This is a genomic window from Aeromonas sp. FDAARGOS 1408 (genome assembly GCF_019048665.1).
In the GTDB taxonomy this organism is placed as follows: Bacteria; Pseudomonadota; Gammaproteobacteria; order Enterobacterales; family Aeromonadaceae; genus Aeromonas; species Aeromonas dhakensis.
Genome location: NZ_CP077394.1, coordinates 22,065 through 48,189, shown reverse-complemented (window position 1 = coordinate 48,189; position 26,125 = coordinate 22,065). Strand labels below are relative to the sequence as shown.

At 61.2% G+C, this 26,125-nt stretch carries 31 protein-coding genes; 15 read left to right on the top strand and 16 right to left on the bottom strand.

Annotated features, from left to right (window positions below):
- Positions 1-31 precede the first annotated feature (31 nt).
- Complete coding sequence (locus I6L38_RS00260; protein ID WP_043171424.1) at positions 32-781, top strand: enoyl-CoA hydratase-related protein; 750 nt, start codon at positions 32-34, stop codon at positions 779-781.
- Positions 782-784: 3 nt separating this feature from the next.
- Here the strand turns inward: I6L38_RS00260 and I6L38_RS00255 are convergent, their stop codons facing one another.
- The gene (locus I6L38_RS00255; protein WP_005304979.1) at positions 785-1,213 is read right to left on the bottom strand and encodes a DUF2753 family protein; all 429 of its coding nucleotides are present in this window, start codon (positions 1,211-1,213) and stop codon (positions 785-787) included.
- A gap of 290 nt (positions 1,214-1,503) precedes the next feature.
- Here I6L38_RS00255 and I6L38_RS00250 point away from each other — a divergent pair, with 290 nt between their 5' ends.
- A complete protein-coding gene (locus I6L38_RS00250; protein ID WP_019838900.1) occupies positions 1,504-2,163 on the top strand; it encodes a CatB-related O-acetyltransferase in 660 nt (219 codons plus the stop codon).
- A gap of 40 nt (positions 2,164-2,203) precedes the next feature.
- Here I6L38_RS00250 and I6L38_RS00245 read toward each other — a convergent pair whose 3' ends face one another.
- A complete protein-coding gene (locus I6L38_RS00245) occupies positions 2,204-2,911 on the bottom strand; it encodes a ParB-like protein (protein ID WP_043171425.1) in 708 nt (235 codons plus the stop codon).
- Between the two features lie 156 nt (positions 2,912-3,067).
- Between I6L38_RS00245 and I6L38_RS00240 the strand changes: the two genes are divergently transcribed.
- Together I6L38_RS00240 and I6L38_RS00235 are read left to right on the top strand one after the other, a co-directional pair.
- Positions 3,068-4,672, top strand: coding sequence for an ABC transporter substrate-binding protein (locus tag I6L38_RS00240; RefSeq protein ID WP_215270303.1), 1,605 nt, complete (start codon positions 3,068-3,070; stop codon positions 4,670-4,672).
- Positions 4,673-4,792: 120 nt separating this feature from the next.
- On the top strand, positions 4,793-5,104 hold the full coding sequence (locus I6L38_RS00235; protein WP_005304992.1) for a hypothetical protein: 312 nt from the start codon (positions 4,793-4,795) through the stop codon (positions 5,102-5,104).
- Between the two features lie 63 nt (positions 5,105-5,167).
- Here the strand turns inward: I6L38_RS00235 and I6L38_RS00230 are convergent, their stop codons facing one another.
- From I6L38_RS00230 to I6L38_RS00210, 5 genes are read right to left on the bottom strand one after another with little or no spacing between them, the layout of a single operon-like run.
- Positions 5,168-5,587, bottom strand: a complete 420-nt coding sequence (locus tag I6L38_RS00230; protein WP_005304995.1) for a DUF4426 domain-containing protein — start codon at positions 5,585-5,587, stop codon at positions 5,168-5,170.
- A gap of 18 nt (positions 5,588-5,605) precedes the next feature.
- Positions 5,606-5,905, bottom strand: a complete 300-nt coding sequence (yggU, locus tag I6L38_RS00225) for a DUF167 family protein YggU (RefSeq protein ID WP_005304998.1) — start codon at positions 5,903-5,905, stop codon at positions 5,606-5,608.
- Entirely contained in the window at positions 5,905-6,456 is a 552-nt protein-coding gene (locus tag I6L38_RS00220) for a YggT family protein (protein WP_005305000.1), read from the bottom strand. Before I6L38_RS00220 ends, yggU begins: the two co-directional genes overlap by 1 nt.
- 40 nt (positions 6,457-6,496) lie before the next feature.
- Complete coding sequence (gene proC / locus I6L38_RS00215) at positions 6,497-7,321, bottom strand: pyrroline-5-carboxylate reductase (protein ID WP_010636181.1); 825 nt, start codon at positions 7,319-7,321, stop codon at positions 6,497-6,499.
- Positions 7,322-7,381: 60 nt separating this feature from the next.
- On the bottom strand, positions 7,382-8,083 hold the full coding sequence (locus I6L38_RS00210) for a YggS family pyridoxal phosphate-dependent enzyme (protein WP_010636180.1): 702 nt from the start codon (positions 8,081-8,083) through the stop codon (positions 7,382-7,384).
- A 39-nt stretch (positions 8,084-8,122) separates the two neighbouring features.
- Here I6L38_RS00210 and tapT point away from each other — a divergent pair, with 39 nt between their 5' ends.
- Genes tapT through yaaA form a run of 3 tightly spaced genes read left to right on the top strand, consistent with a single transcriptional unit; the run spans position 8,123 to position 11,100 of the window.
- A complete protein-coding gene (gene tapT / locus I6L38_RS00205) occupies positions 8,123-9,157 on the top strand; it encodes a type IVa pilus ATPase TapT (protein ID WP_005305010.1) in 1,035 nt (344 codons plus the stop codon).
- A 28-nt stretch (positions 9,158-9,185) separates the two neighbouring features.
- On the top strand, positions 9,186-10,295 hold the full coding sequence (gene tapU / locus I6L38_RS00200; protein WP_010636179.1) for a type IVa pilus ATPase TapU: 1,110 nt from the start codon (positions 9,186-9,188) through the stop codon (positions 10,293-10,295).
- Between the two features lie 31 nt (positions 10,296-10,326).
- Positions 10,327-11,100, top strand: a complete 774-nt coding sequence (gene yaaA / locus I6L38_RS00195) for a peroxide stress protein YaaA (protein ID WP_043171429.1) — start codon at positions 10,327-10,329, stop codon at positions 11,098-11,100.
- A 176-nt stretch (positions 11,101-11,276) separates the two neighbouring features.
- Here yaaA and srmB read toward each other — a convergent pair whose 3' ends face one another.
- Positions 11,277-12,500, bottom strand: a complete 1,224-nt coding sequence (srmB, locus tag I6L38_RS00190; protein WP_010636177.1) for an ATP-dependent RNA helicase SrmB — start codon at positions 12,498-12,500, stop codon at positions 11,277-11,279.
- Positions 12,501-12,628: 128 nt separating this feature from the next.
- Here srmB and I6L38_RS00185 point away from each other — a divergent pair, with 128 nt between their 5' ends.
- The 3 genes from I6L38_RS00185 (at position 12,629) to brnQ (I6L38_RS00175) (ending at position 16,509) form a co-directional block, all read left to right on the top strand.
- Positions 12,629-13,339 (top strand): tRNA1(Val) (adenine(37)-N6)-methyltransferase, encoded by a 711-nt coding sequence (locus tag I6L38_RS00185; RefSeq protein WP_043171430.1) that lies wholly within the window; start codon positions 12,629-12,631, stop codon positions 13,337-13,339.
- Positions 13,340-13,530: 191 nt separating this feature from the next.
- Positions 13,531-14,838 (top strand): branched-chain amino acid transport system II carrier protein, encoded by a 1,308-nt coding sequence (brnQ, locus tag I6L38_RS00180; RefSeq protein WP_005305030.1) that lies wholly within the window; start codon positions 13,531-13,533, stop codon positions 14,836-14,838.
- Between the two features lie 393 nt (positions 14,839-15,231).
- Entirely contained in the window at positions 15,232-16,509 is a 1,278-nt protein-coding gene (gene brnQ, locus I6L38_RS00175; protein WP_052248734.1) for a branched-chain amino acid transport system II carrier protein, read from the top strand.
- 64 nt (positions 16,510-16,573) lie between these two features.
- Here brnQ (I6L38_RS00175) and I6L38_RS00170 read toward each other — a convergent pair whose 3' ends face one another.
- Genes I6L38_RS00170 through zur form a run of 3 tightly spaced genes read right to left on the bottom strand, consistent with a single transcriptional unit; the run spans position 16,574 to position 17,715 of the window.
- A complete protein-coding gene (locus I6L38_RS00170) occupies positions 16,574-16,801 on the bottom strand; it encodes a hypothetical protein (protein ID WP_005305036.1) in 228 nt (75 codons plus the stop codon).
- A 4-nt stretch (positions 16,802-16,805) separates the two neighbouring features.
- Positions 16,806-17,267, bottom strand: coding sequence for a chemotaxis protein CheX (locus tag I6L38_RS00165; protein ID WP_005305039.1), 462 nt, complete (start codon positions 17,265-17,267; stop codon positions 16,806-16,808).
- Positions 17,257-17,715 (bottom strand): zinc uptake transcriptional repressor Zur, encoded by a 459-nt coding sequence (gene zur, locus I6L38_RS00160; RefSeq protein ID WP_005305041.1) that lies wholly within the window; start codon positions 17,713-17,715, stop codon positions 17,257-17,259. Before zur ends, I6L38_RS00165 begins: the two co-directional genes overlap by 11 nt.
- A gap of 138 nt (positions 17,716-17,853) precedes the next feature.
- Between zur and dusA the strand changes: the two genes are divergently transcribed.
- Together dusA and I6L38_RS00150 are read left to right on the top strand one after the other, a co-directional pair.
- Entirely contained in the window at positions 17,854-18,840 is a 987-nt protein-coding gene (gene dusA, locus I6L38_RS00155) for a tRNA dihydrouridine(20/20a) synthase DusA (protein ID WP_043171432.1), read from the top strand.
- 2 nt (positions 18,841-18,842) lie between these two features.
- On the top strand, positions 18,843-18,992 hold the full coding sequence (locus I6L38_RS00150) for a hypothetical protein (protein WP_010636149.1): 150 nt from the start codon (positions 18,843-18,845) through the stop codon (positions 18,990-18,992).
- A 75-nt stretch (positions 18,993-19,067) separates the two neighbouring features.
- Here I6L38_RS00150 and I6L38_RS00145 read toward each other — a convergent pair whose 3' ends face one another.
- From I6L38_RS00145 to I6L38_RS00135, 3 genes are all read right to left on the bottom strand, one after another.
- Entirely contained in the window at positions 19,068-19,493 is a 426-nt protein-coding gene (locus tag I6L38_RS00145; RefSeq protein ID WP_010636148.1) for a hypothetical protein, read from the bottom strand.
- Between the two features lie 101 nt (positions 19,494-19,594).
- Entirely contained in the window at positions 19,595-19,867 is a 273-nt protein-coding gene (gene hupA / locus I6L38_RS00140; protein ID WP_005305063.1) for a nucleoid-associated protein HU-alpha, read from the bottom strand.
- 58 nt (positions 19,868-19,925) lie between these two features.
- Positions 19,926-20,111, bottom strand: a complete 186-nt coding sequence (locus I6L38_RS00135) for a hypothetical protein (protein ID WP_128830359.1) — start codon at positions 20,109-20,111, stop codon at positions 19,926-19,928.
- Positions 20,112-20,208: 97 nt separating this feature from the next.
- On the opposite strand from I6L38_RS00135, the gene I6L38_RS00130 reads away from it, so the two are divergent.
- Together I6L38_RS00130 and I6L38_RS00125 are read left to right on the top strand one after the other, a co-directional pair.
- Positions 20,209-20,694, top strand: coding sequence for an Rsd/AlgQ family anti-sigma factor (locus tag I6L38_RS00130; protein WP_005305066.1), 486 nt, complete (start codon positions 20,209-20,211; stop codon positions 20,692-20,694).
- A gap of 101 nt (positions 20,695-20,795) precedes the next feature.
- Complete coding sequence (locus I6L38_RS00125) at positions 20,796-21,176, top strand: PilZ domain-containing protein (RefSeq protein ID WP_005305070.1); 381 nt, start codon at positions 20,796-20,798, stop codon at positions 21,174-21,176.
- Between the two features lie 71 nt (positions 21,177-21,247).
- On the opposite strand, the gene radA is transcribed toward I6L38_RS00125, so the two are convergent.
- Positions 21,248-22,612, bottom strand: a complete 1,365-nt coding sequence (gene radA / locus I6L38_RS00120) for a DNA repair protein RadA (protein ID WP_005305075.1) — start codon at positions 22,610-22,612, stop codon at positions 21,248-21,250.
- Between the two features lie 100 nt (positions 22,613-22,712).
- Here radA and I6L38_RS00115 point away from each other — a divergent pair, with 100 nt between their 5' ends.
- Entirely contained in the window at positions 22,713-25,091 is a 2,379-nt protein-coding gene (locus I6L38_RS00115) for a PilZ domain-containing protein (RefSeq protein WP_005305078.1), read from the top strand.
- A gap of 115 nt (positions 25,092-25,206) precedes the next feature.
- Here I6L38_RS00115 and I6L38_RS00110 read toward each other — a convergent pair whose 3' ends face one another.
- Positions 25,207-26,112, bottom strand: coding sequence for an alpha/beta fold hydrolase (locus I6L38_RS00110; RefSeq protein WP_043171433.1), 906 nt, complete (start codon positions 26,110-26,112; stop codon positions 25,207-25,209).
- Between the last annotated feature and the right edge of the window lie 13 nt (positions 26,113-26,125).

The window sequence follows — 26,125 nt, the reverse complement described above, 5'->3', positions numbered from 1 at the left end:
TTTGACAGCCAGCAATAACAAGGATTTAGACATGGACCCCATTATCATTGCCGAGCAGCAGGATGGCTTGCTCACCTTGACCCTCAATCGCCCCGACAAGCGCAACGCCCTCAATACCGCCATGTATCGTGCGCTCACCGAGGCATTGCGGCAAGCGACGGCGGATGACGCCATCCATGCCCTGCTCATTCAGGGACAGCCAGACTGCTTCACCGCCGGCAATGATCTGGCAGACTTCATGGGCAAGACGGGACTGGATCCCGACGACCCCATCCTGCAATTTCTGCATACCCTGGCCGACTTCCCCAAACCGGTGATCGCCGCGGTCGGCGGCGCCGCGGTCGGCATCGGCACTACCCTGCTGCTGCACTGCGATCTGGTCTATCTGGCCGACAATGCCCGTCTGCAACTGCCCTTCGTCGAGCTGGGGCTGGTGCCGGAGTTTGCCTCAAGCCTGCTGCTGCCGCGCAGCGTGGGTCACCTGAAGGCAGCGGAGCTGTTGCTGCTGGCCGAAGCCATCGATGCCGACGAGGCGCTGCGGCTCGGGCTCGCCAACCGGGTGCTGACGGCCGAAGCCCTGCTCCCCTTTGCCAGGGAGCAGGGTCTGAAGCTGGCGGCCAAAGCGCCCGGGGCGCTGCAAAAGAGCAAGGCGCTGCTCAAACAAGAGCTCAGGCAGGCGGTGCACTTCGTCATCGATCTGGAGGCGCGCGCCTTCTCCCTCGCCCTGCAGGGGGAAGAGGCGCAGATGCGGATCGCCCAGCGCCTCAAGGGCCGTAAATGATCCTCAGTTGAGGCGAAAACGGCCGATCAGCTCGCAGCCCTGCACCTGATCCTGCAACTGGATCAGACGGGCGATATCGGGATTGGGGTGGCGCTTGAGGAAAGAGAGCAGCGCCGCCCGGCAGCAGCCCAGTTCGCTGATGAGGGATTCACACTCCCGGTTCGGACACTGGGGCACCAGCGCAGTGACCAGCTCGGAGGCCAGCTTGAGGTAGCGCAGCTCGTAGGCCGGCTCCTCCATGGCGCGCCAGAAATCGGCCAGCCGGTGGCAGGTTGCCACCCGCATGCTGGCCAGTTCATCCAGATCGCCGTCACTCAGTTCATACACCTCGGCGAGGGCCTGTTGATAGAGGCAGATGGCGGTGCCGAGCGCGCCGGCGCCCAGCGCATTTTCAGCCTCCAGCATGTAACGCTGCCAGATTTGATGGGTCATGCCGATCTCCCAGGTTGATGGGTGGGACTTTTATCATGCCCAGTTGAGAATGAATATCAACCCGATATTTTGTGCAGGTTTTGACCAGCTGGCGGTGCACGGCTTGGCTCCCGCCCCGGCATGGCTTACCATGGGCACTCATCTTTCAGGATCCCTCTTCCCATGCTGCGACCCCGTTTACCCCAGGCGCTGGGCTGCTCGACCCTGTGCGTGCCCCGCCTGCTGGTCTGGATCTATTAGCTGCGCTCCTCGCGTCATCCACCCCTATCCATTTGAACGAGGAAACAGCCATGAAACCCTGCCAACACTGGTCGCAGGTCGAGTACCTGCATCTGACGGTGAGCAACCCCAACATCCATCTCAAGGGACGGCACAGCTACTACTCCGGCGCCTGGGACGGCCCCTTTGAAGAGCATGTCGTGCGCTATCTGCACGGCGACCGTTTCAGCCGCAGCCCGGAGACCGGCTGGGAGCCGCTCTGGCACATCGATCAGCTCCATATCGGCGACTATGTACAAATAGCCGCCGGGGTGAAGATCATCATGGGTGGCAACCAGACCCACAACACGGCCTTCATCAGCACCTATCCGTTTTCAGATGTAGAGGCGCTCCGGCGCAGCTACCGCCCGGCCGGCGACACCCGCATCGGCAACGATGTCTGGCTCGGCATGGACGCCATGATCATGCCGGGGGTCACCATCGGCGATGGCGCCATCATAGCGGCACGTGCCCTGGTCAATCAGGATGTGCCGCCCTATGCCATGGTGGCCGGTACGCCGGCCAAGGTTATCAGGATGCGCTTTGCTGAGGACGAGATTGCCCGTTTGCAGGCGCTGGCCTGGTGGGAGTGGCCAGATGAACAGGTGCAGGCCCTGCTGCCACTGATCCAGCAAGGCGAGGTGGCCCTGCTGGAACAGGCTGCCGCCCGCTGGGGCGATACCCGACCATGATGCAGCGGGGGGCCATGGCCCCCCGCTTTCATCCTGTCACTCAGTTGTCGCTATCGGGCGGATTGACCCCGCACTGCTTGCCGGGATAGCCGGGCAGATCGGCCGCCTTGTTGCTGCACGCCAGCCGCTTGGCCTGATAGAGGCGATCCGCCAGGTTGGCGCTGTCAATCGGCAGCCAGTCCATCTGCCGGCCAAGCCAGCTGGCCCAGGCGAACTCGACGAAGTAGACCTGCTCCCGCTTGTCGAAATAGCCCGCATCCTGCAGCAACCCGGCCAGGGTGCGATAGGGATAGTCGGGTAGCAAGTCGATGCGGCTCGGCAACTGTTCCGGCGTGAGAGGCCTCCCCTGCTCGTCCTTGAGCCAGGCCCAATGATTGCCCTGCATCTGGCTCCAGAAGCTGGCCTTGTCCTGCAGCCTGGCGATCACCTTGACCCGAACCTGCTTCACCCCGAGTTGCCACAGCGCCTTGGTCAGATGGTGCCTGTCCACCAGCCAGTAGCCGCCATCGGGCGCGATGACGATGGGGATCTCTTTCTTTTTCATCATCTTGTCGAGCTGTTTTGCGCTCTTGCCCGTCAGCTCGGCCTGGGTGTTGTCGACCTGGATCTGGCCCACGCCTCCCTGGGTGGGGTGCAGCGCGGCGATATTTACCTCGCACCAGCTGCCGACCTTGCTCTGCCGCTCGCACGGCGCCAGCGCCCAGGCCCCCTGACTGATGGCCAGGGCCAAAAGGATCCATGTTCTCATCGCTTGCTCCTCTCCCCGGATTGGGAGTCAACGTCCCCTGCCGAGGGACTCATGCTGGCGGTCTGACCAGCAAACGGGATATCATGATTTCCCGTCTGTCGGCGATCACTTCTCGCCGAGTTTTCTCCCCGCTTCACACTATTTGAAGGATTAACCATGAAAGGATGGAGTCTCCTGCTGGCCCTGCTGGGCAGTGCCTGTGTCCAGGCTGCCGATGTCCCGCCCGGCACCCAGCTCGCCGCCGAACAGGCCGTCGTGCGTCATCTGAAAGACGAACCGGCGAGCCTGAGTCCGCTCAAGCTGGTCGGCCTGCCCGAACTGCAGGTGCTGCGGGATCTCTACGAGGGGTTGCTGACCCAGGGGCCGGACGGCAAGGTGCTGCCCGGGGTGGCCGCCAGCTGGGACAACCAGGGCAATCAGCGCTTCACCTTCCATCTGCGTCCGGACGCCCGCTGGTCCAATGGCGATCCCGTGCAGGCCGCCGACTTTGTCTACGGCTGGCGCAAACTGGTCGATCCCAAAGAGGCCGCCACCTTTGCCTGGTTCGCCCAGCTGGCCCGCTTCGACAAGGTGGACGACATAGTGGCCGGCAAGCTGGCCCCCGAGGAACTCGGCGTGAAGGCCCTCGACCAGCACACCCTGCAGGTGACCCTCTCCCAGCCGGTGCCCTACTTCCTGAGCCTGCTGACCCACCCCAGCCTGTCGCCGCTGCATCGCGCCAGCATGGAGCAATACGGCAGCCAGTGGACTCAGCCTGGCAAGCTGGTCGGCAACGGGGCCTTCGTGCTCAGTCACCGGGTGGTTAACGAGAAGCTGGAGCTGACCCCCAACCCCTACTACTGGGATCGTGCCCATACCGTGCTGACCAAGGTCACCTTCGTGCCCATCAACCAGGAGAGTGCGGCCACCAACCGCTACCTGGCAGGCGACCTGCACATCACCGAGTCCTTCCCCAAGGAGCAGTATCACAAGCTGATGCAGCAGATCCCGGGTGAGGTCTATACCCCGGATCAGCTCGGCACCTACTACTACGCCTTCAACACCCAGCGCGCCCCCCTCAACGATGTGCGGGTGCGCAAGGCGCTCTCCTACACCATCGATCGGGGCCTCATCGCCAACAAGATCCTGGGCACCGGTGAGAAACCGGCCTATCACTTCACCCCGGACGTGGTCGCCGGCTTCGAGCCCAAGGCCAACCTGCTCTCCAGCAGCAACCAGCAGGTCCTCGACGACAAGGCCAGAACCCTGCTCAAGGAGGCGGGCTACGGCCCGGCCAACCCGCTCAAGCTGACCCTGCTCTACAACACGGCCGAGGTGCACAAGAAGATGGCGCTGGCCATCGCCAACCTGTGGAAACAGAAGCTGGGGGCCCAGGTCGAACTCACCAATCAGGAGTGGAAGAGCTATCTCGACAGCCGTCAGAGCGGCCAGTTCGAGGTGATCCGCTCCTCCTGGGTGGCCGATTACAACGATCCATCAGCCTTCCTCGGCCTGTGGGGCTCCCACCACAGCGGCAACATGGCCCGCTTCGCCAACGCCGGCTACGATGCCCTGCTGGCCAAGGCGGCCAACAGTCAGGATCCCCGTGAACGGGCCCACCTGTTCGATGAGGCCGAGGCCGTACTGCAGGAGGAGGCGCCAATCGCCCCCATCTATCAGTACACCAACGCCCGGCTGATCAAGCCCTGGCTCAAGGGCTACCCCATCAACAATCCGGAAGACGTGGCCTACAGCCGCCAGCTCTACCTGGTCAAGCACTGATCCTGCCCGGGGCCGGCCATGCCGGCCCCAATCTTCTGCCATCGCCCCCTGTTCATGCTCAAGTTTTCGGCATAAAATGCCGCCCTTTCAGGCAACCACCCCCTCAATCACCGGTTTGTTATGCGTTTTGTATTGATGATCTCTCTGCTGCTGACCCTGCCCGCCCAGGCGGCCAGCGAAACACAGTGCCGCCAGGCCTTCACCGAATGGATGCTGGCCCAGCAGCAACAGTTCAGCGACCGCAAGGCCAGCAAGATGGAGCGGCGCAGCGCGGAGCGGGCCATCGATCAGGTGCGCAGCGAATTCTCGAAGCGGGAGAGCTTCTGCCAGGCCATGGAGTGGGTGGAACACAACCGGGATCAGGATCCTCGCTTCACCCCGCGACTGGGGGAGATCCACGACTTCACCCCGCCGACCGACTCGCCGTCATAACGTCATAAAAAAGCCCCGAACCTGCGTTCGGGGCTTTTTTTCAGAGCAAGGTGGGTGCCGGCATCAGTCGACGTAGAAGGTCTGCTGGAAGGTCAGCGTCTGCTGCTGCCCCTCCCCCATGATCTTCAGGGTGAACTGGTAGGTATCCTCGTTGCGATAGGGCAGCACCGCCAGATAGTAGATGGCGTTGCCCTCCTTGACCTCCTGGAAGGTCAGGTTGCGGATGGTGCCAGTGAGGTTCTTGGCCTCGCCGGTGATCCCCACCGCCTGGGCCACCCCCTGCTTGTTCTGCACCGCGATGTTGACGATGCCGTTGTAGCGACTGCGCTCCAGGCCATAGGCCTTGGCCACCTCGGGGGTGAGGAAGCTGGAGTTGAAGGCGCTGTAGTGCACCTGCCAGGGGCCCAGCTCCTTCATCTGTTCGGCCCGCAGGGGCAAGGTCAGCAACAGTGCCAGCAGGCAGCTTATCCAGGCTGTTTTCATGGTGTCATCCTTCTCGTGTTAACCCTGATTGTCCAGCAGGGCACTGACCTCGGCGGGGATCTGCCTGGGCGCCTCGATGGCGACCGTCTTGTGCCGTCCCAGCTCCCCCCGCACGATGCGAACCTGCCCCTTGGCCACCTTGAACTGCTTGGCCAGATACTTGATCAAGTGGCTGTTGGCCTGACCATCCACCGGCGGCGCCGTGATGGCCACTTTCAACTCTTCTCCGTGCAATCCGACGATCTGATCCCGACTCGCCTTGGGCTGGATCATCAGATGCAATACCAGCTCATCCCCTTCCCGCAGGACGGCTGCCATCAAATCATCCACCACAGCTGGCCGAACAGATCCCCCAACAGATAGTTTATGGCCTGCAGCCCGATAAAGGCGACCAGCACGGAGAGATCCAGCCCGCCCAGCGCCGGCAGAATGCGACGGATAGGGGCCAGGAAGGGCTCGGTCAGCTGGTGCATCACGTACTCGATGGGGTTGCGACCCTGGCTGACCCAGCTCAGGATGGCGCGGATCAGCAGCACCCAGAAGATCATGGAGCCGGCCTTCTTCAGCACGGTGAGGGCGGCAAACAGGCTAAGGGTGAGCCAGTCGGCCAGCAGCACGTTCATACTCTTGAGCAGCGCCAGCTTGGCGAAGGCGATCAGCAGCGCCAGCAGCACCGAGGCCAGATCCAGCCCGCCCAGCCCGGGAATGACCCGGCGCAGCGGCACCACCAGCGGATTGGTCAGCTTGACCACCATCTGGCTCATGGGGTTGTAGAAGTCGGCACGGGCCCACTGCAACCAGACGCGCAACAGCACCACCATGAGATAGAGGTCAAAAATCGTATTAATCAGAAAGTAAGCAGTGTTCATCTGGGCTCCAGGTTGCAACTGAGAGTAACGAAAATCGGGTTCAGAACAGGGTTTCCATTTCGCCGGCCCGGGCAACGGCCGCCTGCATGGCTTGCGCAGTCAGCGGCATCAGCCCCTGCTGCTGGAAAGTCTTGATCGCCTCGGCGGTGGTGCCGCCCTTGCTGGTCACCTGCTCGCGCAGGGTCTGCAGCGACAGCTCGGGATTCTGCTCGACCATGGCAGCCGCGCCAAGGGCGGTCTGCTGCACCAGCAGACGAGCCTGCTCGGGGGAGAAGCCCATGGCCTCGGCCTCCTCGGCGATGGCCTGCATGAACAGGAAGAAGTAGGCAGGCGCACTGCCGGCCGCGGCGATGACGCCGTTGATGCCGGACTCCTGCTCCACCCAGAGGGTTTTGCCCACCGCCTGCATCATCTGCTCGGCCAGCTCACGATCGGCCTGCTCGATGCCGGGCGGGGCGTACAACCCGGTCATGCCCAGCCCCAGCAGAGAGGGGGTGTTCGGCATGGTGCGGATGATCCGGCCGTGGCCGCCCGCCATCTCCGCCAGCCGTGCCACCTTGATGCCGGCGGCGATGGAGACGAGCAGCTTGCCCTCCAGCGTGCCCAGCTGTGCCACCAGCGCGCTCAGCATGGCCGCCATCAGCTGCGGCTTGACCGCCAGCACGATGACTTCAGCCGCCCGGGCCGCCTCGGCGTTGTCCTGGGTGACGCGAATGCCGTAGTCGCCGGCCAGCGCATCCAGCTTGGGCCGGCTTGGGTTGGCGGCAATGATCCGGTCGGCCGGGTAGCCCGCTTGGACCAGACCGGCAATGATGCTGCGGCTCATGTTGCCTGCCCCGATAAAGGCGAGGGTTCTGTACTGCATCAAACACTCCTGTGATCTGAAGAAAGCAGAGCCCGTATGCACCGCATCACGGGCTCCTGCTCATGAATAGTCGCGGGCACCGAAGATGGCGGTACCGACCCGCACCATGGTGCTGCCGTGGCCGATCGCCAGTTCGAGATCCTCGGTCATCCCCATCGAGAGGGTGTCCACGCCCGGGTATTGTCGCGCAAGCTCGGTGAACAGAGTCTGCATGCGCACCATCTGGGCGGCCAGTACCGCCTCGTCGCTGGTATGCTCCGGAATGGCCATCAGACCGCGCAGCCGCAGCCGCTCGCAGCGGGAGACCAGCTCGGCCAGACGGAAAATCTCTTGTTCCGACGTTCCGGATTTACTGCTCTCTCCGCTAATATTGATTTGCAGACAGACATTTAGCGGCGCGAGCCCGGTCGGGCGCTGGTTGTTGAGGCGTTCGATCAGCTTCTCTCTGTCCACGCTCTGTACCCAGTCGAACCGCTCGGCCACCAGCTTGGACTTGTTCGATTGCAGCGGGCCGATAAAGTGCCACTCTATGTCTGTACAGGCCCCTTGCTCACGCAGGGTATCTATCTTGGTGGCCGCTTCCTGGGCGTAGGATTCGCCGAAGCGGCGTTGACCGGCGGCATAGGCCTCGCAAACGGCCTCCAGCGGTTTGGTCTTGCTGACCGCCAGCAGCTGGATGTGATCGCCGCGTCGGCCAGCCCGGCTGGCGGCTTGTACAATACGTTCCTTTACCTGAAGCAGGTGCTCGGCAATCTGGCTCATGTTTCGTTCGTGATCTTGTGATGGGAGAATGACAAATCTATGGATATCACAGAGTTATTGGCTTTCAGTGTAAAACATAAAGCCTCGGATCTACACCTCTCGGCCGGGGTTCCCCCGATGATCAGGGTTGATGGCGAGGTTCGCAAGATCAATTTGCCCGCCCTGGAGCACCGGGAAGTACACGCCCTCATCTATGACATCATGAACGACCACCAGCGCAAGGAACTGGAAGAGAACTTCGAGGTGGACTTCTCATTCGAGGTGCCGAACCTGGCCCGCTTCCGGGTCAACGCCTTCCAGCAGGCGCGCGGCTCCGGCGCGGTATTTCGGACCATCCCCAGCACTGTGCTGAGCCTGGAAGATCTGGATGCCCCGGAGATCTTTCGCAAGATTGCCGAATACCCCCGCGGCCTGGTGCTGGTGACCGGTCCGACCGGTTCGGGCAAGTCCACTACCTTGGCGGCCATGGTCAACTACATCAACGAGAACTTCCATCACCACATCCTCACCATCGAGGATCCCATCGAATTCGTGCACGAAAACAAACGCTGCCTGGTAAACCAGCGGGAAGTGCACCGCGACACCAAGAGCTTCAGCAACGCCCTGCGCTCGGCGCTGCGGGAAGACCCGGACATCATACTGGTGGGCGAGATGCGCGATCTGGAAACCATTCGTCTGGCCATGACCGCGGCCGAGACCGGTCACCTGGTGTTCGGCACCCTGCACACCTCGTCGGCGGCCAAGACCATAGACCGGATCATCGACGTCTTCCCCGGTGCGGAAAAAGACATGGTGCGCTCCATGCTCTCCGAATCGTTGCGGGCGGTCATCTCCCAGACCCTGCTCAAGCGCATCGGCGGCGGCCGGGTAGCGGCTCACGAGATCATGATGGGTATTCCTGCCGTGCGAAACCTCATCCGGGAGGACAAGATCGCCCAGCTCTACTCGGTGATCCAGACCGGGATGACCCACGGCATGCAGACCATGGATCAGAGCCTCAAGCAGCTGGTGAGCCGCGGCATGGTGGCGGCGCTGGATGCCAAGGCCAAGGCGGTCGATCCCAACACCATCTAACCACGACGAATCTAGGGAAGGAGTCGTTATGAATCTGGATGCCCTGCTGACCGAGCTGGTCGCCCGCAAAGGCTCGGATCTGTTCATCACGGTCGGCACGCCGCCGACCCTCAAGGTCAATGGCCACCTGCAGTCGCTGGCAGAAGCGCCCCTCGACAAGGCAAGGGCACTGGCGCTGGTGAAGGAGACCCTGAGCCCGGAGCACTTCGAACGCTACCTGCGCACCAAGGAGGCCAACTACGCCATCCACCGCGAGGAGCTTGGCCGCTTTCGGGTCAGCGCCTTCTGGCAGCAGGAGCTACCGGGCATGGTGCTGCGCCGCATCGAGACCCGCATCCCCACCTTCGACGAGCTGGCACTGCCCCCCATATTGCAGGAGATAGCCCTGGCCAAGCGCGGACTGGTGCTGTTCGTCGGTGCCACCGGCGCCGGCAAGTCCACCACCCAGGCGGCCATGATCGGCTATCGCAACCAGCATGTGGACGGCCACATCCTGACGGTGGAAGATCCGGTGGAGTTCGTGCATCAGCACGGCCGCAGCCTGATCACCCAGCGCGAGGTGGGCATAGACACAGCATCGTTCGATGTGGCACTGAAGAGCTCGCTGCGCCAGGCGCCGGACGTGATCCTGATCGGCGAAATCCGCAGCCAGGAGACCATGGAGTTTGCCCTGCAGTTTGCCGAGACCGGTCACCTCTGCCTCGCCACCCTGCATGCCAACAACGCCAACCAGGCTCTGGATCGCATCTTGCACCTGGTGCCCCAGGAGAAACACCGCCAGTTCCTGTTCGACCTCTCCTTCAACCTGCGTGCCATCGTGGCCCAACAACTGCTGCCCAGCCCGGATGGACGGCGTCGTTTTGCCGCCTTCGAGGTGTTGCTCAACACCCCGCTCATCACCGACATCATCCGCAAGGGGGAGATGCACCGGCTCAAGGAGGTGATGACCAAGTCCACCGAACTCGGCATGCAGACCTTCGATCAGGCGCTGTTCGCCCTGTTCTGTGCCGGCCAAATTGGCTACAGTGAGGCCCTTGCCCATGCCGACTCCGCCAACGACCTGCGACTGCTGATCAAGCTGTCGGGCCGAGAGCAGCTGGGTTCAGGCACACTCGACAACGTCACCCTGGATGAATGAGGGGCGTGCGTCACCGCTATAAAGGATCGTTATGCTGATTGTGGTTTCCCCGGCCAAGACGCTGGACTACGAGTCGCCGCTGGTGACTTCCCGTTTCACTCAACCCGAGCTGCTGGACCACTCCGCCGAACTGATCGGCCGCGCCCGCCAGTTGAGCCCGGACCAGATCGCCAGCCTGATGAAGATCAGCGACAAGCTGGCCGGCCTCAACGCCGCCCGTTTTGCCGACTGGCAACCCGACTTCACCCCGGCCAACGCCCGTCAGGCACTGCTGGCCTTCAAGGGAGATGTCTACACGGGGCTGGCGGTGGAAGATTTCAGCGAGGCGGATCTCGACTTCGCCCAGGCCCACCTGCGCATGCTCTCTGGCCTCTACGGGGTGCTGCGTCCGCTCGATCTGATGATGCCCTACCGGCTGGAGATGGGCATTCGGCTCGACAACGCGCGCGGCAAGGATCTCTACCAGTTCTGGGGCGACATCATCACCCAACACCTGAACAAGGCGCTGGCCGCCCAGGGGGACGAGGTGCTGATCAATCTCGCCTCCGACGAGTACTTCAAGTCGGTACGCCCCAAGGCCCTGCAGGGGCGCATCATCACGCCGGTGTTCAAGGACGAGAAGAACGGCCAGTTCAAGATCATCAGCTTCTACGCCAAGAAGGCGCGCGGCATGATGGCCCGTCACATCATCAAGCACCGACTCACCAAGGTGGAACAGCTGACCGGGTTCAACACCGATGGCTACTGCTTCGTACCGGAAGAGTCCGATGCCAACACCCTGATGTTCAAACGCGCTGAAAATTAATTACGACCCGAGGGAACCAATTTCAGGATCCTCCAGTCTGAATAGGTGAATCCTCTGTTGTAAGCACTTTTTATTGGCCGACGTTTATGCGTCGGCTTTTTTCTGCCCGACATCTGACCCATCAAACGCCAAAAAGCACAACGGCCATCCGGGGATGGCCGTTGTGGCGGGCAGGCTTACTTCTTTTTCTTCTTGGCAGACTTCTTCTTGTCGTCCTTCGGCTTTTTCTTCTTCACCGGCACCCGCGCCTCCTTGTGCTTGGGACGCAGCTCGTCGATCACCCGACGCTTGAGGCGCTCTTCGGTGTAGCGTTCGATCTTGGCCACCATGGCCATGTCGTGGGCCTCCACCAGGCTGATGGCACAACCGCGGTTGCCGGCGCGGCCGGTACGGCCGATACGGTGAACGTAAACATCGGCGCCATAAGGCATGTCGTAGTTGATTACATGGCTGACATTCGGCAGGTCGATGCCGCGGGCGGCAACGTCGGTGGCGATGAGGAAGGGCACCTCCCCTTCATGGAACTTGCGGATCGACTCGATGCGCTTGGCCTGCTCCATCTCGCCACGGATCCAGGCGCAGGGCACGCCCGCCGCCTGCAGCTGGCCGGAGAGCTCCGCCAGCCGCTCGCGGGTCTTGACGAAGATGATGGCCTTCTGGGTTTCCGGGTTCTTCAGGATGTGCACCAGCAGCGCCAGCTTGTGGGCAGCGTCGTCGGCCAAGTGAACCCACTGGGTGATGGGGCGACGCTCGCTGCGCGGCGGCTCGGCGTGCAGCTCCACCGGCTCCTTGAGGATCTCGCTGGCGAACTTCTCGAGGCCTGCCCCTTCCAGGGTGGCAGAGAAGAGCATGGTGTGCTTGCGATAGCGCGCCTCTTCGACGATGCGGTTCACGTCCTTGATGAAGCCCATGTCCAGCATGCGATCCGCTTCATCCAGCACCAGCACCTCGATGTCGTGGCTCTCGAACTCCTCTTTCTCGATGTACTCGAGCAGACGACCCGGGGTGGCCACCACGATGTCGGTGGTCTTGGTCAGGGCCGGCAGCTGCTCTTCGTGGCTGACGCCGCCAATGATGGTCTCGATGCTGAGATTGGTGTGGGCAGCCAGCGCCTTGGCGTGAGCGGTCACCTGCAGCGCCAGCTCGCGGGTCGGGGTCAGCACCAGCATGCGGCAGGGGCCCGGCTTGCGGCGCGGGAAGTCCAGCAGATGCTGGAGCGCCGGCAACAGGAAGGCGGCGGTCTTGCCGGTGCCGGTCGGGGCGGATGCCAGAATATCGCGGCCGTCCAGGGCTGGCTCCAGCACCATCTGCTGGATGGTGGTGGGGCGGGTGAAACCCATCTCGGCCAAGGCCCGGTTGAGGGCTGGATTCAGGTCGAAATCATCAAAGGACTGGCTCATGGCAATACTCGGTCATTAAGGAAACGGCAGATTATAGGCGATTATGTCGTCGGCTCCTATGGTGACTGTGCCTTAGCCGCTATAATCGCCGACCATTTTCTGCGAGGCGGGTACAGGACGGGAGTCGGATGGCACGAAACAGCGGTTTTACCTTCAAACAGTTTCACGTCGAGCACGATCGCTGCGCCATGAAGGTGGGCACCGACGGCATTCTGCTGGGCGCCTGGGCACCGCTCGGCAAGGCCCGCCGGATCCTCGACATTGGCACCGGCAGCGGCCTCATCGCCCTGATGCTGGCCCAACGCAGCCACGCCGATTGCCGCATCGATGCGGTGGAGCTGGATAAGCATGCGGCGCAGCAGGCCCGCGAGAACGCAGCCGCCTCCCCCTGGCCGCGGCGGGTCACCATCATAGAGAGCGCCATTCAGGGGTATCAGGCCGACCCTTACGATCTCATCGTCGCCAACCCCCCCTACTTCGGGGCGGGCCAGTCATTTCGCGATCCGGCCAGGGCGATGGCCCGCCATACCGGCGCCCTCGACAGCCATGCTCTGCTGGCCGCCTGCGACCGCTTGCTGACCCCCGATGGTCAGGTCGCACTGGTCGTGCCGACGGTCATGGCCGATGAAATTTTATGCATTTCGGCGGATTATGATCTGCATGCCGTTTGTTATACAGCTGTTATCACCAGGGCGGGAAAAGAGGCAAATCGTGTTTTATTGCTACTTGGCAGAGGATTAAACAGGTGTGATAGGGGTGAAATTGTGATCCATTCTGCTGAGGGAACCTATTCCGACAGATATATCCAACTGACCAGCCCCTTCTATTTGAAGATGTAAATTTCGTCTTGAACTATTTTTTCACGCCATTATGCTGACTCCTAAACGAGCGCCCGCTCCAGACCAGCTCAAACCACTGGTTACGATGAAAAAACAAGCGGGGCTCCTTTTTTTTACCCCTGAACAACGCCGGTCACCGACCAATAAAAAACTATAACAAGCAATAGTTTACAAGACAGACGAGGTTGAACTTGACGAAATCACTCACATTGTCCGACGTGCTCGGACTGGGCTTCATGACCTTCGCGTTCTATCTGGGCGCCGGTAACATCATCTTCCCGCCGCTGGCCGGCTACATGGCGGGTGAGCACCTCTCTCTGGCCATGCTGGGCTTCCTGGTGACCGCCGTGGGTCTGCCCCTCATCACCATCATTGCCGTCGCCAAGGCCGGCAACGGCTGGGCCGGCATGACCAAGCTGCTGCCGGCCGGCGTGGCCACCGCACTGGCCGTCGCCATCTACATCATCATCGGCCCGGCCTTCGCCGCCCCCCGTACCGGTCTGGTGGCCTACGAGATGGGCCTCAAACCCTTCATCGGCGACATGGGCCAAGCCGGCCTGTTTGCCTACACAGTGCTGTTCTTCGGGGTGGCCATTCTGGTCTCTCTGAATCAGGGCAAGCTGATGGACGCCATCGGCAAATACCTGACTCCGCTGCTGATGCTGTTGCTACTGACTCTGGCCATCGGTGTATTCGTGGCGCCGCAAGGCTCCATGCCCGTCTCTTCCGGTGACTATCAGAACGGCCCCTTCGTGAAAGGGATCCTGGAAGGCTACAACACTATGGACACCCTGGCGTCCCTGATGTTCGGTGCCCTGATCGTCGACCTGCTGCGCCAGAAAGGCATCCAGGACTACCGTAGCCAGTTCAAGTACCTGGCCATCGCCGGCATCATCTCCGCCATCGGCCTCTCCGTGGTCTATGTCTCCCTGTTCCAGCTGGGCAATACGGCTGCCGGCGTCGCCACCGACGTCAGCAACGGCGGCGCCATCGTCAACGCCTACGTACTGAGCCTGTTCGGCCAGCCGGGTCAGTTCATCCTGGCCGCCATCATCACCCTGGCCTGCTTCACCACCGCCGTGGGTCTGATCTCCGCCTGCTCGGACTTCTTCCACAACCTCACCGGCATGAGCTACAAGAAGCTGGTGGTCTTGCTGGGCGTCATCTGCGCCGTAGTGGCCAACGTGGGTCTGAGCCAGCTCATCAGCCTCTCCATCCCGGTGCTGGTCGCCATCTACCCGGTTGCGGTTGCGCTGGTACTGGTCACCTTCCTGAAGGGTTACTTCGGTCGCCCGCGCCTGGTGTTCCGTGGCGTATTGATGGTTGCCTTCCTGTTTGGCTGCCTGGACGGCCTGGGTGCCGCCGGCATGAAGATGGATGCCTTCGCCTTCCTGCCGCTGTTCGACAAGGGCCTGGCCTGGTTGCTGCCGACTCTGCTGGCCTGTGGCCTCGGGATGCTGGTACGCTCCGGCGAGAAATTGGCTGCCGAAGCCGCCTGATTTCGCTCCCGCCCATGTCAAAGAGCCTGCCTTGTGCAGGCTCTTTTGTTTGTGTGCCATCTCGCCCGGCATGGTTTCCCGTCAGCTATGCCATGCAGACACGCCCTTTCCCGCTCTGCCCTCTCGCTTCCGCCAACTGCAGTTCTATCGGTGATTTATTCTGGCCAACTAAATTGTTTCAAGATATTAATGTGTGATTGAGATCAAATATCTCTTCTTTATGCTCAAGACGGTACTCCTGTGACAATCTTCCGATGGCACAGGAGAGGGAAGCATTGTTATCCGGTTATCTGCCAGGCAGTGGGTGCAATCAACAAGAACAAGCTGATAAGGCAGATGAGGTCAGGTTTGACGAAATCACTGAAGTTGTCCGACATATTCGGACTGGGTTTTATGACGTTTGCGTTCTATCTAGGGGCAGGCAACATCATTTTTCCACCGCTGGCCGGCTTCATGGCCGGTGAGCATCTGCTGGCCGCCATGGTCGGTTTTCTGCTGACGGCGGTGGGTCTGCCTCTGCTGACCCTGGTCGCCGTTGCCAGAGGCAGCGCCGGACAGGGCAGCAGTGGCTGGACGGCGATGACCCGCCATCTGCCGACCTGGGCAGCCACGGCGCTGGCCATTGCCATCTACATCATCATGGGGCCGGCCTTCGCCACCCCCCGTACCGGCCTGGTGGCTTATGAAATGGGGCTCAAGCCCTGGTTGGGTGACGCCGGCCAGCACGGTCTGCTGCTCTACAGCCTGCTCTTCTTCACACTGGTGATCCTGGTATCGCTGAACCGAGGCAGGCTGCTGGATGCGGTGGGCAAATACATGACCCCTGTCTTGATGGTGATGCTGCTGATCCTGGCGATCGGGGTCCTGGTTGACCCGCAAGGCACCCAGCCAGAGGCCAGCGGCGACTATATGGATACGCCGCTCATCAAGGGCATGCTGGAGGGGTACAACACCATGGATACCCTCGGCTCCCTGATGTTTGGCGCCCTCATCATCGGCCTGCTGCAACGCAGGGGGATCGAAGACTACCCGAGCCAGTTCAAGTACCTGACCATCGCAGGGCTCATCTCGGCGGTTGGTCTCTCGGCGGTCTACATCTCCCTGTTCTACCTCGGCAACAGCGCAGCAGGCGTGGTGACCAGCGTCGACAATGGCGGCGCCATCGTCAACGCCTACGTGCTGAGCCTGTTTGGCCACTCCGGTCAGTTGATCCTGGCCACCATCATTACCCTGGCCTGCTTCACCAGCGCGGTCGGCCTGCTCTGCGCCAGCGCCGACTACTTCCACGGTCTGGCCGGCTGGACATACCGCAAGTGGGTACTGCTGATGGGATGCGTCTCCATCATGGTGGCCAACGTCGGGCTGAGCCAGCTCATCAGCCTCTCCATTCCGATCCTGGTCGCCATCTATCCGGTCGCCATCGCGCTGGTGCTGGTCACCTTTGCACAGGGCCGTTTCGGTCGACCACGGCTGGCGTTTCGCGCCGTGCTGCTGGTGGCTTTCCTGTTCGGCTGCCTGGACGGGCTGGGCGCTGCCGGCATGCAGATGGATGCGTTCGCCTTCCTGCCGCTGTTCGACAAGGGGCTGGCCTGGTTGCTGCCGACCTTGCTGACCTGCGGCCTCGGCATGCTGCAACGCCCCCGCGAGGCGCTGGCGGCAGAAGCCGCTTGACCCGTCAGCCAATAACGAAAGAGGCCAGCATCAGCTGGCCTCTTTCGTTGGGCGGGGTCTGCCGTTACAGCAGCGGATCCGGTTTGGGTTTGCCGGCCAGTCCGTACCAGTGGGTCTCCACTCGCCCGGCATGCCACTCAAAGGTTCCCCAGGGCTGTGCTGCCTGCCAACGCGGAAAATTCACGAGCACCCGGTTGTCTTCGTACTTGTAGAGCGAGGTGGTGATCTCGATGTCAGATAGGATAAGCAGCAGGGCCCAGCCGATGAAGAACCATTTCAGCGCTTTCCACATAGGGTTACTCGAAGCAGATTTCGATGGTTGCCCGACCGTAATCTGATTCAAACGGCATCATGATCTTGGTGCCGTCGGCACGATGGGTGATGGTGTGGTTGAGACCGGAGACGATGATGGGAGTCGCCATGTCGAATTCATACCCCTTCTCCCCCAGCATGCGCTTGGCACCGCCGGTCACCATGTTGGTGATCTCGCCCACCATGTCGGTCACCTCTTCATTGATGGTGGCCGGCGCCTCGCCCAGCATGCGGCGCATGATCTCCAGTGCCAGCCCCTTCTCGAAGCTGATGGAGAGGGATCCCCGGGTCTGCGGGCCGACCATGCCGATGAGGCCGGAGACATCACCGCGCGCCAGCTCGTCCATCTTGCGCTTGGGTTTGCCCGGCTTGAGCTCAAGCTGTGCCATGGTGGAGAGCACATTGAGCAGGGAGAGCAGGAACGGGTTTACAAAATCAGCCTTCATGTTGACTTCCTACAGTGGGCGTACAGCGAGCACATTGGCCATGTGCCTCAATCGTCTTATTGGTAATAGTAAAGCCATGCAACTTGGCTTGCTCGGAAAACGCGCCATCGATCGCCGGATCATGCAGCTCGACCACCTCGCCGCACTGGTCACAGATGAGCAACTGCATCGGGTGGGCATGGTCGAAGTGACAGCAGAATATGAAGGCGTTGAGCGACTCCACCTTGTGGGCAAAACCCTGTTCGAGCAGAAAATCGAGCGCCCGATAAACGGTCGGCGGCTTGGCGTGGGCCTCTGTCTGCTGCAACTGGGCCAACAAATCATAGGCGCTGATGGCATTGCCATGGGCAGCCAGCAGCCTGAACACCTGACGTCGGGTAGGGGTGAAGCGGATCCCGCGTTGTTCGCAGAGTCGTTCGGCTCGTTGTAAAAGTTGGTCTTGATTCATGATCACGCAATTACCCTTTTTATTAGCCGGATACTATCACAGGGCCCCCTTTGGCGCGGTGACAAAATTCATTTTCTGGGGCTGCCTCACGTTGTGGTAAAATCCGCCCCCTTTGTTTAGCCAACCCGGATGATTTTTATGCAGGCGCAGCGTTTTTCCATCGCCCCCATGCTGGACTGGACCGATCGGCATTGCCGTTATTTCCATCGTCTGATGACTCGCCAGACCTTGCTCTATACCGAGATGGTGACCACCGGCGCCATCATTCACGGCAAGGGGGATTACCTGGGGTACAGCGAGCAGGAACATCCCATCTCCCTGCAACTGGGTGGCAGCAATCCGACCGATCTCGCACGCTGCGCCAAGCTGGCCGAGGAGCGTGGCTATGACGAGGTGAATATCAACGTTGGCTGCCCCTCCGATCGGGTACAGAATGGCCGCTTCGGCGCCTGCCTGATGGGAGAGCCCGCACTGGTGGCCGACTGCGTCAAGGCGATGCGCGACCTGGTCGACATTCCGGTGACGGTGAAGACCCGCATCGGCATCGACGATCAGGACTCCTATGAATTTCTGCAGGCCTTCATCGAGCAGGTGCGCGACGCCGGTTGCGATACCTTCATCGTCCATGCCCGCAAGGCCTGGCTGAGCGGTCTGAGCCCCAAGGAGAACCGCGAGATCCCGCCGCTCGACTATCCCCGCGTCTACCGGGTCAAACAGGATTACCCGGATCTCACCATCGCCATCAACGGCGGCGTCACCTCCCTGGAGCAGACCCTCGAGCACCTGCAGCACCTGGATGGCGTCATGATGGGGCGCGAGGCCTATCAGAACCCCTACATTCTGGCGCAGGTGGACAATCTAGTATTCGGCCAGCACAACGCCGTGCCGAGTCGCCACGAGGTGGTGCGGATGATGCTGCCCTATATCGAACAGGAGCTGGCCAAGGGCAACTATCTCTCCCACATGACCCGCCACATGCTGGGGCTGTTCCAGAACATGCAGGGGGCTCGCGCCTGGCGCCGTCACCTGAGCGAAAATGCCTGCAAGCCAGGAGCAGATATCCAGGTGGTGCTGGATGCCATGGCCAAGGTGCCGGAATTCGCCGCCACCGAAGCGGCGGAGTAACCATGTACCGCTTCACCGGTTCCTGGCTGCACAAGGCCATCGTCCGACTCTGCGCCGGTCTGCTCGCCATCCTGGGCGTCAAGATCAGCGCCTTCTACTTCATCGGCCTGCTCATCGTGCTAGGGTTGCATCGGGACCAGCTGCTCGGCTGAACTCACCCCGCATCGACCAATAAAAAACCGGCAACACTCAGTGTTGCCGGTTTTTTTATTGTCTCTTCAGCCTCGCTAATCGCCTTTGTCCACGAACTGCAGCTCGGGCGCCCTGGAGGTCAGCACATCGGCGCAGTAATCCCAGGTCGAGATGCGATAGTGCTGCAGATCCTCGTCTAGGTGCAGGCCGTCCGACTCCTGATGGAACCAGCTGGCAAACCGGGACGGGGTGATGAGCTGGATCTGCTCCTCGATGGCATGACTATCCTTGCCCTCGGCCAGATCGCAATCCTCCATGACCCGCACCGCGAAGATATGCCGGAAATAGACCCGGCACAGGATCTGCGGCGGCAGATCGATGCTGCGAGCCCTGCCTAGCATGATGGTAAGGGAATCGCTCCAGATATCCTGATGAAGTTCGGCCACAACCAGGCCCGGGGGGAGTTGGCGGGACGGAGCCCAAGGCACGGCAACCTGCCGAATGGCATTTTTCTGTTCCATCATCCACCTCACTACAGCGCACGCCATATCTTGAGTGTATCTGAAACAATTTCCGCTGACGATGGCAATAAAAAACCCGGCTGGCGCCGGGTTTTGGGGGATTACTTGACGGCGTCTTTGAGCGCCTTGCCTGCCACAAAGGACGGCACATTCGCGGCTGCAATCTGGATCTCTTTACCAGTTTGCGGATTGCGACCGGTACGGCCAGCGCGATGGTTCACCTTGAAGGTACCAAAACCCACCAACTGCACAGCATCACCTTCTTTCAGGCTCTGGGTAATACCATTGATGATCTCTTCCAGAGCAACTTTGGCCTGAGCTTTGCTCAGATCTGCTTTGGCTGCAATTGCATCGACAAGTTGAGCTTTGTTCATAACATTTCCTTTATGATCGGGCATTTAGCACCGGGCCACTCTATTCAAAAAAAAACACTCAGGCAAAGGCTTTATCAGCCGGATTGGCTTGAATGCTGGGGTTTTCATCAAGATCTGCGGAAATAGTCACATATCTCGCCCCTTCGTGATCGTAATTGACGGGAAGAGGAGAGCAAATGATGGCGCCTTGTAACCAAAACACCACCCGGTGTAACAATATCCCCATGCCCCTATTGACGGTCAACCGGATTTTCCCTAGTTATAGGAAGGTGTCGTCAGTCCATAAAAAGGCCGGAGGCCTGTCACGATAGCACTCCATGCCTATGCCCCACGGAGGGAGTATGTTAACTGAACTGGAACAAACCAAACGCGCATTGGCAGGAAAGCACAGAGCTATCGATGACTGGCTGGACGCCAGACAGGCACTACTGGTCGAGTACATGCGGCTTGCCGGCTTGAAACCCACCCGCAACAGCAAGCAGCGCTCGCTCCCGGGCCATGTGGAACTGCAAAGTTTCTGCGAACAGCTGGTCGACTACGTCAGCGCCGGCCACTTCGAGATCTACCACCATGTGGTAACCGCTTTCGAACAGGCCAGCGGCGACAAGCTGGAGCTGGCCAAGCGCATCTACCCCCATATCCGCGCCTGCACCGAGTTCGCGCTGGAGTTCAACGACAAGTACAGCAACGCGGACGAGGCCCAGATGCTGCTGCTGGATGAAGACTTGAACCAGCTTGGCCCCGTGCTGGAAGATCGTTTCAAGCAGGAAGATCGGTTGATCAAGGCACTGCAGGTAGTAGAGTCACTCAGCGCCCAACAGGTTTGATATCCAATTTCGGAGCCAGTTCAAGATCCTGATGTGCAAGGTGCATTACACTCTATGTCATGACCTATAGCACCCGTACCTATTGCTGACAGGAGATGAGAATGTCCGAGCGTCGCCGTTTTTCACGGATCCTTTACTTGACCATGGCCGATCTCGTCCAGGGCGATAAAAAATGGCGGACCCAGCTGGTCGATATTTCCCTGCAGGGCGCCCTGCTGATCCGGCCCGATGACTGGGAAAGCAATGACGACAAAGAGTACTCACTCAGCTTCGTGCTGAGCGGCAGTGACATCGAGATCAAGATGCAGGTCATGCTGACCCATGAAGCCAGCAAGAAGCTTGGGTTCTACTGCCATCATATCGACATCGACAGTGCCACCCATCTCAAACGGATGATCGAGCTCAACGTCGGCGATGAAGAGTTGCTGCACCGGGAGCTGGAACAGTTGCTGAGCGAACATCTCGAACACCCTCACCCCTGAGCGGTACATTCAATGTAAAAAGGAGCGCCATTGCGCTCCTTTTTATTGCCTGCCTACGGCCACTATGTCGATTACAAGGCCTCCAGGGCATCGGCCAGCTTCTTGACCGGCACCACTTCCATGCCCTCGATGGGATGCTTGGGGGCATTGGCGTGCGGCACTATGGCCCGGCGGAAGCCATGCTTGGCCGCCTCCTGCAGCCGCTCCTGGCCGGACGGCACGGGCCGGATCTCGCCGGACAACCCCACCTCGCCGAACACCACCAGATCCTTGGGCAGGGAGTGATCGCGAAAACTGGAGACCATGGCCAGCAACAGGGCCAGATCCGCACTGGTCTCCTCTACCTTGACCCCGCCGACCACGTTGATGAAGACATCCTGATCCGCCATCTGCAGCCCGCCGTGGCGATGCAGCACTGCCAGCAGCATGGCGAGCCGGTTGTGATCCATCCCCACCGCCACCCGACGCGGATTGGAGAGCTGGGAGTAGTCCACCAGCGCCTGCAACTCCACCAGCAGCGGACGCGTGCCCTCCCAGATCACCATCACGATGGAGCCGGGCGCCTGCTCCTCACCGCGACTGAGGAAGATGGCGGAAGGGTTGCTCACTTCCCGCATCCCCTGCCCCGTCATAGCGAAGACCCCCAGCTCGTTGACCGCCCCGAAGCGGTTCTTGTGGGAGCGCAGGGTGCGAAAGCGGGAGTCGTGGCTGCCGTCGAGCAGCACGGAACAGTCGATGCAGTGCTCCAGCACCTTGGGACCGGCCAGGGTGCCATCCTTGGTCACGTGGCCCACCATGAAGATGGCGACGTGATTCTGCTTGGCATAGCGGGTCAGCAGGGCCGCCGCTTCCCGCACCTGGGAGACGGACCCCGGCGCCGACTGCACATCCGCCACATGCATAACCTGGATGGAGTCGATGACCATGATCTGTGGCTGCTCCTGCTGGGCAATCAGGCAGATCTGCTCGACCGAGGTCTCCGACAGCATGCGCAGCTTGTCGGTGGGCAGGCCGAGACGCGATGCCCGCATCGCCACCTGCTGCAACGACTCCTCACCGGTGACGTACAGGGTCTTCATTCGCTCGGCCAGGCCGCACATGGTCTGCAGCAACAGGGTCGACTTGCCCGCCCCCGGGTTGCCACCGATCAGGATGGCCGACCCCGGCACCACGCCGCCGCCAAGCACCCGATCCAGCTCCTTGAAGCCGGAAGAGAAGCGGGGGATCTCGGTGGTGGCGATCTCCGCCAGCGTCTGGACCTGGCTGCCGACGGCGCCGGCATAGCCGCTGTAGCGGGCGCTCTTGCCCGGGGTCACCGAGCCGAGGCGCACCTCGCTGATGGTGTTCCACTCCTTGCACTCACTGCACTGGCCCTGCCAGCGTGTGAAGTCGGCGCCACATTCGGTACAAACATAGGCAGTTTTGTTTTTGGCCATGGATAACTCGGGGACAGGATGAATTCCTGCTTGATATACTTGTTTGCGACCGACAGATCAAACCCAGAATCGGAAAAGTGACTTTCCGTGGCAGGAACACATGGAATCAGAACAACAACAGCACCTGATTGAACAACTTATTCCTCTGCTCAGAGAAAAGGATTTCGATGACATCTTCAATCGCCTGACCCAGGACGAGAACAGCAACAGCCGTTTTCTGATCAAGATGGAGCTCAAACGCAAATGCACCCCCTGCCGCCGGGTCATCGACATGCGCGACGAGCTGGGCGATGAGTGCCTGGTGCACGAGTTCGAAGGGATCACCCATTTCATGCCGGCCGAGGCCATCGGCCTGTTCCAGTCCCAGTGCTACCTCTACAAGGATGACTACACCCTGGGGGTCTACGAAGCGCTGCAATACTGGCAAAAATACCAGCATGGCAAGAACGACGGCCAACTCCAGCCCCCCGTCAGCCCGTTTCGCCAGTACGATGTCAATCCCATCTCCTTTGCCAGCTACTATGGCCGGCGCCAGGAGCGGATGCACTTCAGCTCCCCCGTGGTGATCAAGTTCGCCGATGGCGACAAGCTGTTCGCCAAGAGTTCCGATCTCTCTCTAGGCGGGATCCGGGTTTCGGTGCCCTATCTGCCCAACTACCAGACCGGCGCTCAGGTCGAGGTGTTCTTCACCGGGCTGGAGCGGGATCACCCAAACCCGGTCCTGCACCATTCGGTCAGCTACCAGATCCTCGGGGAAGAGAGCAAGGAGGGGAAATACTGGCTCAGGCTGATCAAGACTGGCGAGCACCCGGCCTTCGACCAGTTTCTGAACGATTTCATCGAGAGCAACAAGAGCCGCTACCGGGTCAGCGTCGACTACCTGCTCTCCGCCGCCATCATCAAGGGGTATGAGCAGTTCTACCTGCCGCGCATGACCGGCATGCCGCTGTTCTTCGGCTCGGGCGACAGTCCCAGCCTCGAGATCGCCCTGCGTACCGAGAACAACCAGCACATCCTGGAGTATTGGCGCGACGCCAAGAACCGCGATATGCTCGCCAGCCTGTTCTCGGCCACCCGCATGCAAGCCCTGTTGCCAGCGAAGGGAGAATTGAAAGAGACCCTGATCTACTGCTTTACCCACTCGGTGCGCAGCCACCTCTACTTCTTCTCCGCCACCCGGGAGGAGCTGCTGCAAAGCGGCCTGATGTCGCTCTTCTTCCAGGTCGGGGCCCGTCGCCCCAGCTGGCGAGTCTACAAGTTCAGTCTGGAACGCTGCGATCTGCACGAGGCCGATCTGGCCAGTCAGCAGGGCAAGGAGAGTCCCCAGCTGCAGGACATGCTGCTGCAGGAGCGGCTCAAGCAGATAAGCTACGTCGGCCTGCTGCAGCAAGTCGGCCTCGACAGCCAGCGGGAAGAGTTCCAGTTCGACGCCAGCAGCCAGCACAACGCCAACGAGCTGCAGCGCTTCGGTCACGACAGCAGTGCCGCCCCCTTCGAGATCGAGACGCTGCACTATGTCCAGCTGCGCAAGGAGGCTCGCTACATCCACAAGACCGCCGTCGCCATCAAGCACAATGGCCGGGCCTGGCTCGGCTGGACCCGCGACATCTCGGCCCACGGCATGCAAATCGAGCTGGAAGAGCCGTTCGAGGGAGCGAAGGACGACATAGTCACCATCGCCCTGCCGCGCCTGCAGGAACTCTCCAAGAGCATGGATCTGCAACGCCTCCCCTACCGGCTGGTCAGCATCAACCTGACCCGCACCGTGCTGCATCTGTGCATCGAGGGGGATCCCGAGCGCCACACCGGCCGCCAGTTCTTCAAGCTGCTGATCGAGAGCAACCAGAACAAGCTCAAAGCGGCCCAGGAGCAGCGCCGTTATCGCGGCATGGCGCGGGCACTGCGCAACATCTATACCCACCACGTCTTCTGCACCCCGGTCTACATCAACAAGCTCAAGGGTGCACCCAAGCCGGCCTCGGTCGGCCATGCGCCGCAGCCGCGCAGCCTGTCGCGGCTGCTCAAGGCCTGTGCCGAGCAGGGCGATCAGGACAACCTCTACCCGCTGTTCCAGGGGGAGTTGCTCAAGCAGCTCATCATGAACCCGCTGCGGGCCATCGAGCGCGAGGATCAGCCGCAGGAGGAGGAGGTTTATATCGCCAGTCTGCAGACGGCGACCGGCCTGCCCATCTTCACCAGCCGGCTCGCCAGCAGCTTCCAGAACGTGGCGGAGAAGCGCAGCTTCATCGAGCAGGCGCTGCGCCAGGGGGAGTTCTACTCGGTGCTGGTCGGCATCTCCCGTACCGGCCGCCCCGATACCAACTTCATCGCCAACGAGCTGGACTACATTGCCAAGTTCGCCATTCACAAGGCCAAGAAGCTGGAAGAGGAGCTGTGGAGCGTGGTGGGGGTTGGCGAGCTGACCGATACCAGCCAGGCAACTCTGTTCCGGCTCGGCATCACGACGCCCATCAAGTAAAGAAGAGGGCGCCGACTCGAGGCAGCGCTACACCAAGCAGCAAGCAATGGCGGACCCTGGGTCCGCCATTTTTTTTCGCATTATTGCGGTTACCAGCCCCCCGGGGGTTCCCCCATCAGGCCGCCTGCGGGTTGAGCAGCCATTCGAGGATCTGCGGGAAGTGATCCTCCTGCGCCTGGGGTGCAGTCAGCATGTTGATGTGGTCGTAATCGAGCCGGTTGCCGTTGTCCCGGCCGAGCCGGGTATGGCGTGCAGCCGAGCCCATCTCGGCACTGAAGCGGCGCACGTCGGTCGGGTGACCCAGCACCTTGTCCGCCTTGGCCGAGATCATCCAGAGCGGCGGCCAGTTGACCCGGGCGGCCGCCTCGTCATAGGCGAACCCGTCGCTGGGATCCTGCCAGGGGCCACACTTGACCCAGGGGATGGTCTCCTGCAGGTAGCGCAGCGGCTCGTCATCCGCCCCTATCTTCAATCTGCGCGCAGCCAGGAAGCCGTTGCGGCTGGCCAGCCAGGGGGCCAGCCGGTTCCAGATCAGATCCACCTTCAGCCAGCGCTCCGGATTTTGTACCGACACGCCGCGCTTGGTACCAAAGAACACCAGGCTGGCCACCTGCTCCGCCAGCTCGGGAAAACGCACCAGGGTCGATGCCATGATGACGCCGCCCCAGGAGTGGGCCATCCAGTGCAGCTTGAAACCGGCATGACGGGCGGCAATCCAGCGGTGCAGGGCCGGCAGGTCCTCGGTAATGAGCTCGTGCTGGCCATGTTCCGCCTGCTCGGCAATGGCCGGCGTGCTAAGCCCCCGCCCGCGCAGATCGGCCACATAGACCTGATAGCCGTGGCGGGCCAGAAAACAGGCCAGCCCCTTGCCCGACTCGGTATAGAAGATGCGCCCGTTCTCGATGGCGCCGTGCACCATCAGGATCGGCTCGCCATGTACCGCGACCCGCGGCTGAATGTGGCGAACGTGCAGCCTATGTTCGCCGCAGGGAATAAACAGGGATTGCTGTTGCAGTTCCATTTTGAGACTACGT

Excerpts from the sequence above, each read along its gene's own strand:
- I6L38_RS00260 (WP_043171424.1), top strand. The coding sequence starts at position 32 with ATGGACCCCATTATCATTGCCGAGCAGCAGGATGGCTTGCTCACCTTG.
- I6L38_RS00255 (WP_005304979.1), bottom strand. The coding sequence starts at position 1,213 with ATGACCCATCAAATCTGGCAGCGTTACATGCTGGAGGCTGAAAATGCG.
- I6L38_RS00250 (WP_019838900.1), top strand. The coding sequence starts at position 1,504 with ATGAAACCCTGCCAACACTGGTCGCAGGTCGAGTACCTGCATCTGACG.
- I6L38_RS00245 (WP_043171425.1), bottom strand. The coding sequence starts at position 2,911 with ATGAGAACATGGATCCTTTTGGCCCTGGCCATCAGTCAGGGGGCCTGG.
- I6L38_RS00240 (WP_215270303.1), top strand. The coding sequence starts at position 3,068 with ATGAAAGGATGGAGTCTCCTGCTGGCCCTGCTGGGCAGTGCCTGTGTC.
- I6L38_RS00235 (WP_005304992.1), top strand. The coding sequence starts at position 4,793 with ATGCGTTTTGTATTGATGATCTCTCTGCTGCTGACCCTGCCCGCCCAG.
- I6L38_RS00230 (WP_005304995.1), bottom strand. The coding sequence starts at position 5,587 with ATGAAAACAGCCTGGATAAGCTGCCTGCTGGCACTGTTGCTGACCTTG.
- yggU (WP_005304998.1), bottom strand. The coding sequence starts at position 5,905 with ATGGCAGCCGTCCTGCGGGAAGGGGATGAGCTGGTATTGCATCTGATG.
- I6L38_RS00220 (WP_005305000.1), bottom strand. The coding sequence starts at position 6,456 with ATGAACACTGCTTACTTTCTGATTAATACGATTTTTGACCTCTATCTC.
- proC (WP_010636181.1), bottom strand. The coding sequence starts at position 7,321 with ATGCAGTACAGAACCCTCGCCTTTATCGGGGCAGGCAACATGAGCCGC.
- I6L38_RS00210 (WP_010636180.1), bottom strand. The coding sequence starts at position 8,083 with ATGAGCCAGATTGCCGAGCACCTGCTTCAGGTAAAGGAACGTATTGTA.
- tapT (WP_005305010.1), top strand. The coding sequence starts at position 8,123 with ATGGATATCACAGAGTTATTGGCTTTCAGTGTAAAACATAAAGCCTCG.
- tapU (WP_010636179.1), top strand. The coding sequence starts at position 9,186 with ATGAATCTGGATGCCCTGCTGACCGAGCTGGTCGCCCGCAAAGGCTCG.
- yaaA (WP_043171429.1), top strand. The coding sequence starts at position 10,327 with ATGCTGATTGTGGTTTCCCCGGCCAAGACGCTGGACTACGAGTCGCCG.
- srmB (WP_010636177.1), bottom strand. The coding sequence starts at position 12,500 with ATGAGCCAGTCCTTTGATGATTTCGACCTGAATCCAGCCCTCAACCGG.
- I6L38_RS00185 (WP_043171430.1), top strand. The coding sequence starts at position 12,629 with ATGGCACGAAACAGCGGTTTTACCTTCAAACAGTTTCACGTCGAGCAC.
- brnQ (WP_052248734.1), top strand. The coding sequence starts at position 15,232 with ATGACGTTTGCGTTCTATCTAGGGGCAGGCAACATCATTTTTCCACCG.
- I6L38_RS00170 (WP_005305036.1), bottom strand. The coding sequence starts at position 16,801 with ATGTGGAAAGCGCTGAAATGGTTCTTCATCGGCTGGGCCCTGCTGCTT.
- I6L38_RS00165 (WP_005305039.1), bottom strand. The coding sequence starts at position 17,267 with ATGAAGGCTGATTTTGTAAACCCGTTCCTGCTCTCCCTGCTCAATGTG.
- zur (WP_005305041.1), bottom strand. The coding sequence starts at position 17,715 with ATGAATCAAGACCAACTTTTACAACGAGCCGAACGACTCTGCGAACAA.
- dusA (WP_043171432.1), top strand. The coding sequence starts at position 17,854 with ATGCAGGCGCAGCGTTTTTCCATCGCCCCCATGCTGGACTGGACCGAT.
- I6L38_RS00150 (WP_010636149.1), top strand. The coding sequence starts at position 18,843 with ATGTACCGCTTCACCGGTTCCTGGCTGCACAAGGCCATCGTCCGACTC.
- I6L38_RS00145 (WP_010636148.1), bottom strand. The coding sequence starts at position 19,493 with ATGGAACAGAAAAATGCCATTCGGCAGGTTGCCGTGCCTTGGGCTCCG.
- hupA (WP_005305063.1), bottom strand. The coding sequence starts at position 19,867 with ATGAACAAAGCTCAACTTGTCGATGCAATTGCAGCCAAAGCAGATCTG.
- I6L38_RS00130 (WP_005305066.1), top strand. The coding sequence starts at position 20,209 with ATGTTAACTGAACTGGAACAAACCAAACGCGCATTGGCAGGAAAGCAC.
- I6L38_RS00125 (WP_005305070.1), top strand. The coding sequence starts at position 20,796 with ATGTCCGAGCGTCGCCGTTTTTCACGGATCCTTTACTTGACCATGGCC.
- radA (WP_005305075.1), bottom strand. The coding sequence starts at position 22,612 with ATGGCCAAAAACAAAACTGCCTATGTTTGTACCGAATGTGGCGCCGAC.
- I6L38_RS00115 (WP_005305078.1), top strand. The coding sequence starts at position 22,713 with ATGGAATCAGAACAACAACAGCACCTGATTGAACAACTTATTCCTCTG.
- I6L38_RS00110 (WP_043171433.1), bottom strand. The coding sequence starts at position 26,112 with ATGGAACTGCAACAGCAATCCCTGTTTATTCCCTGCGGCGAACATAGG.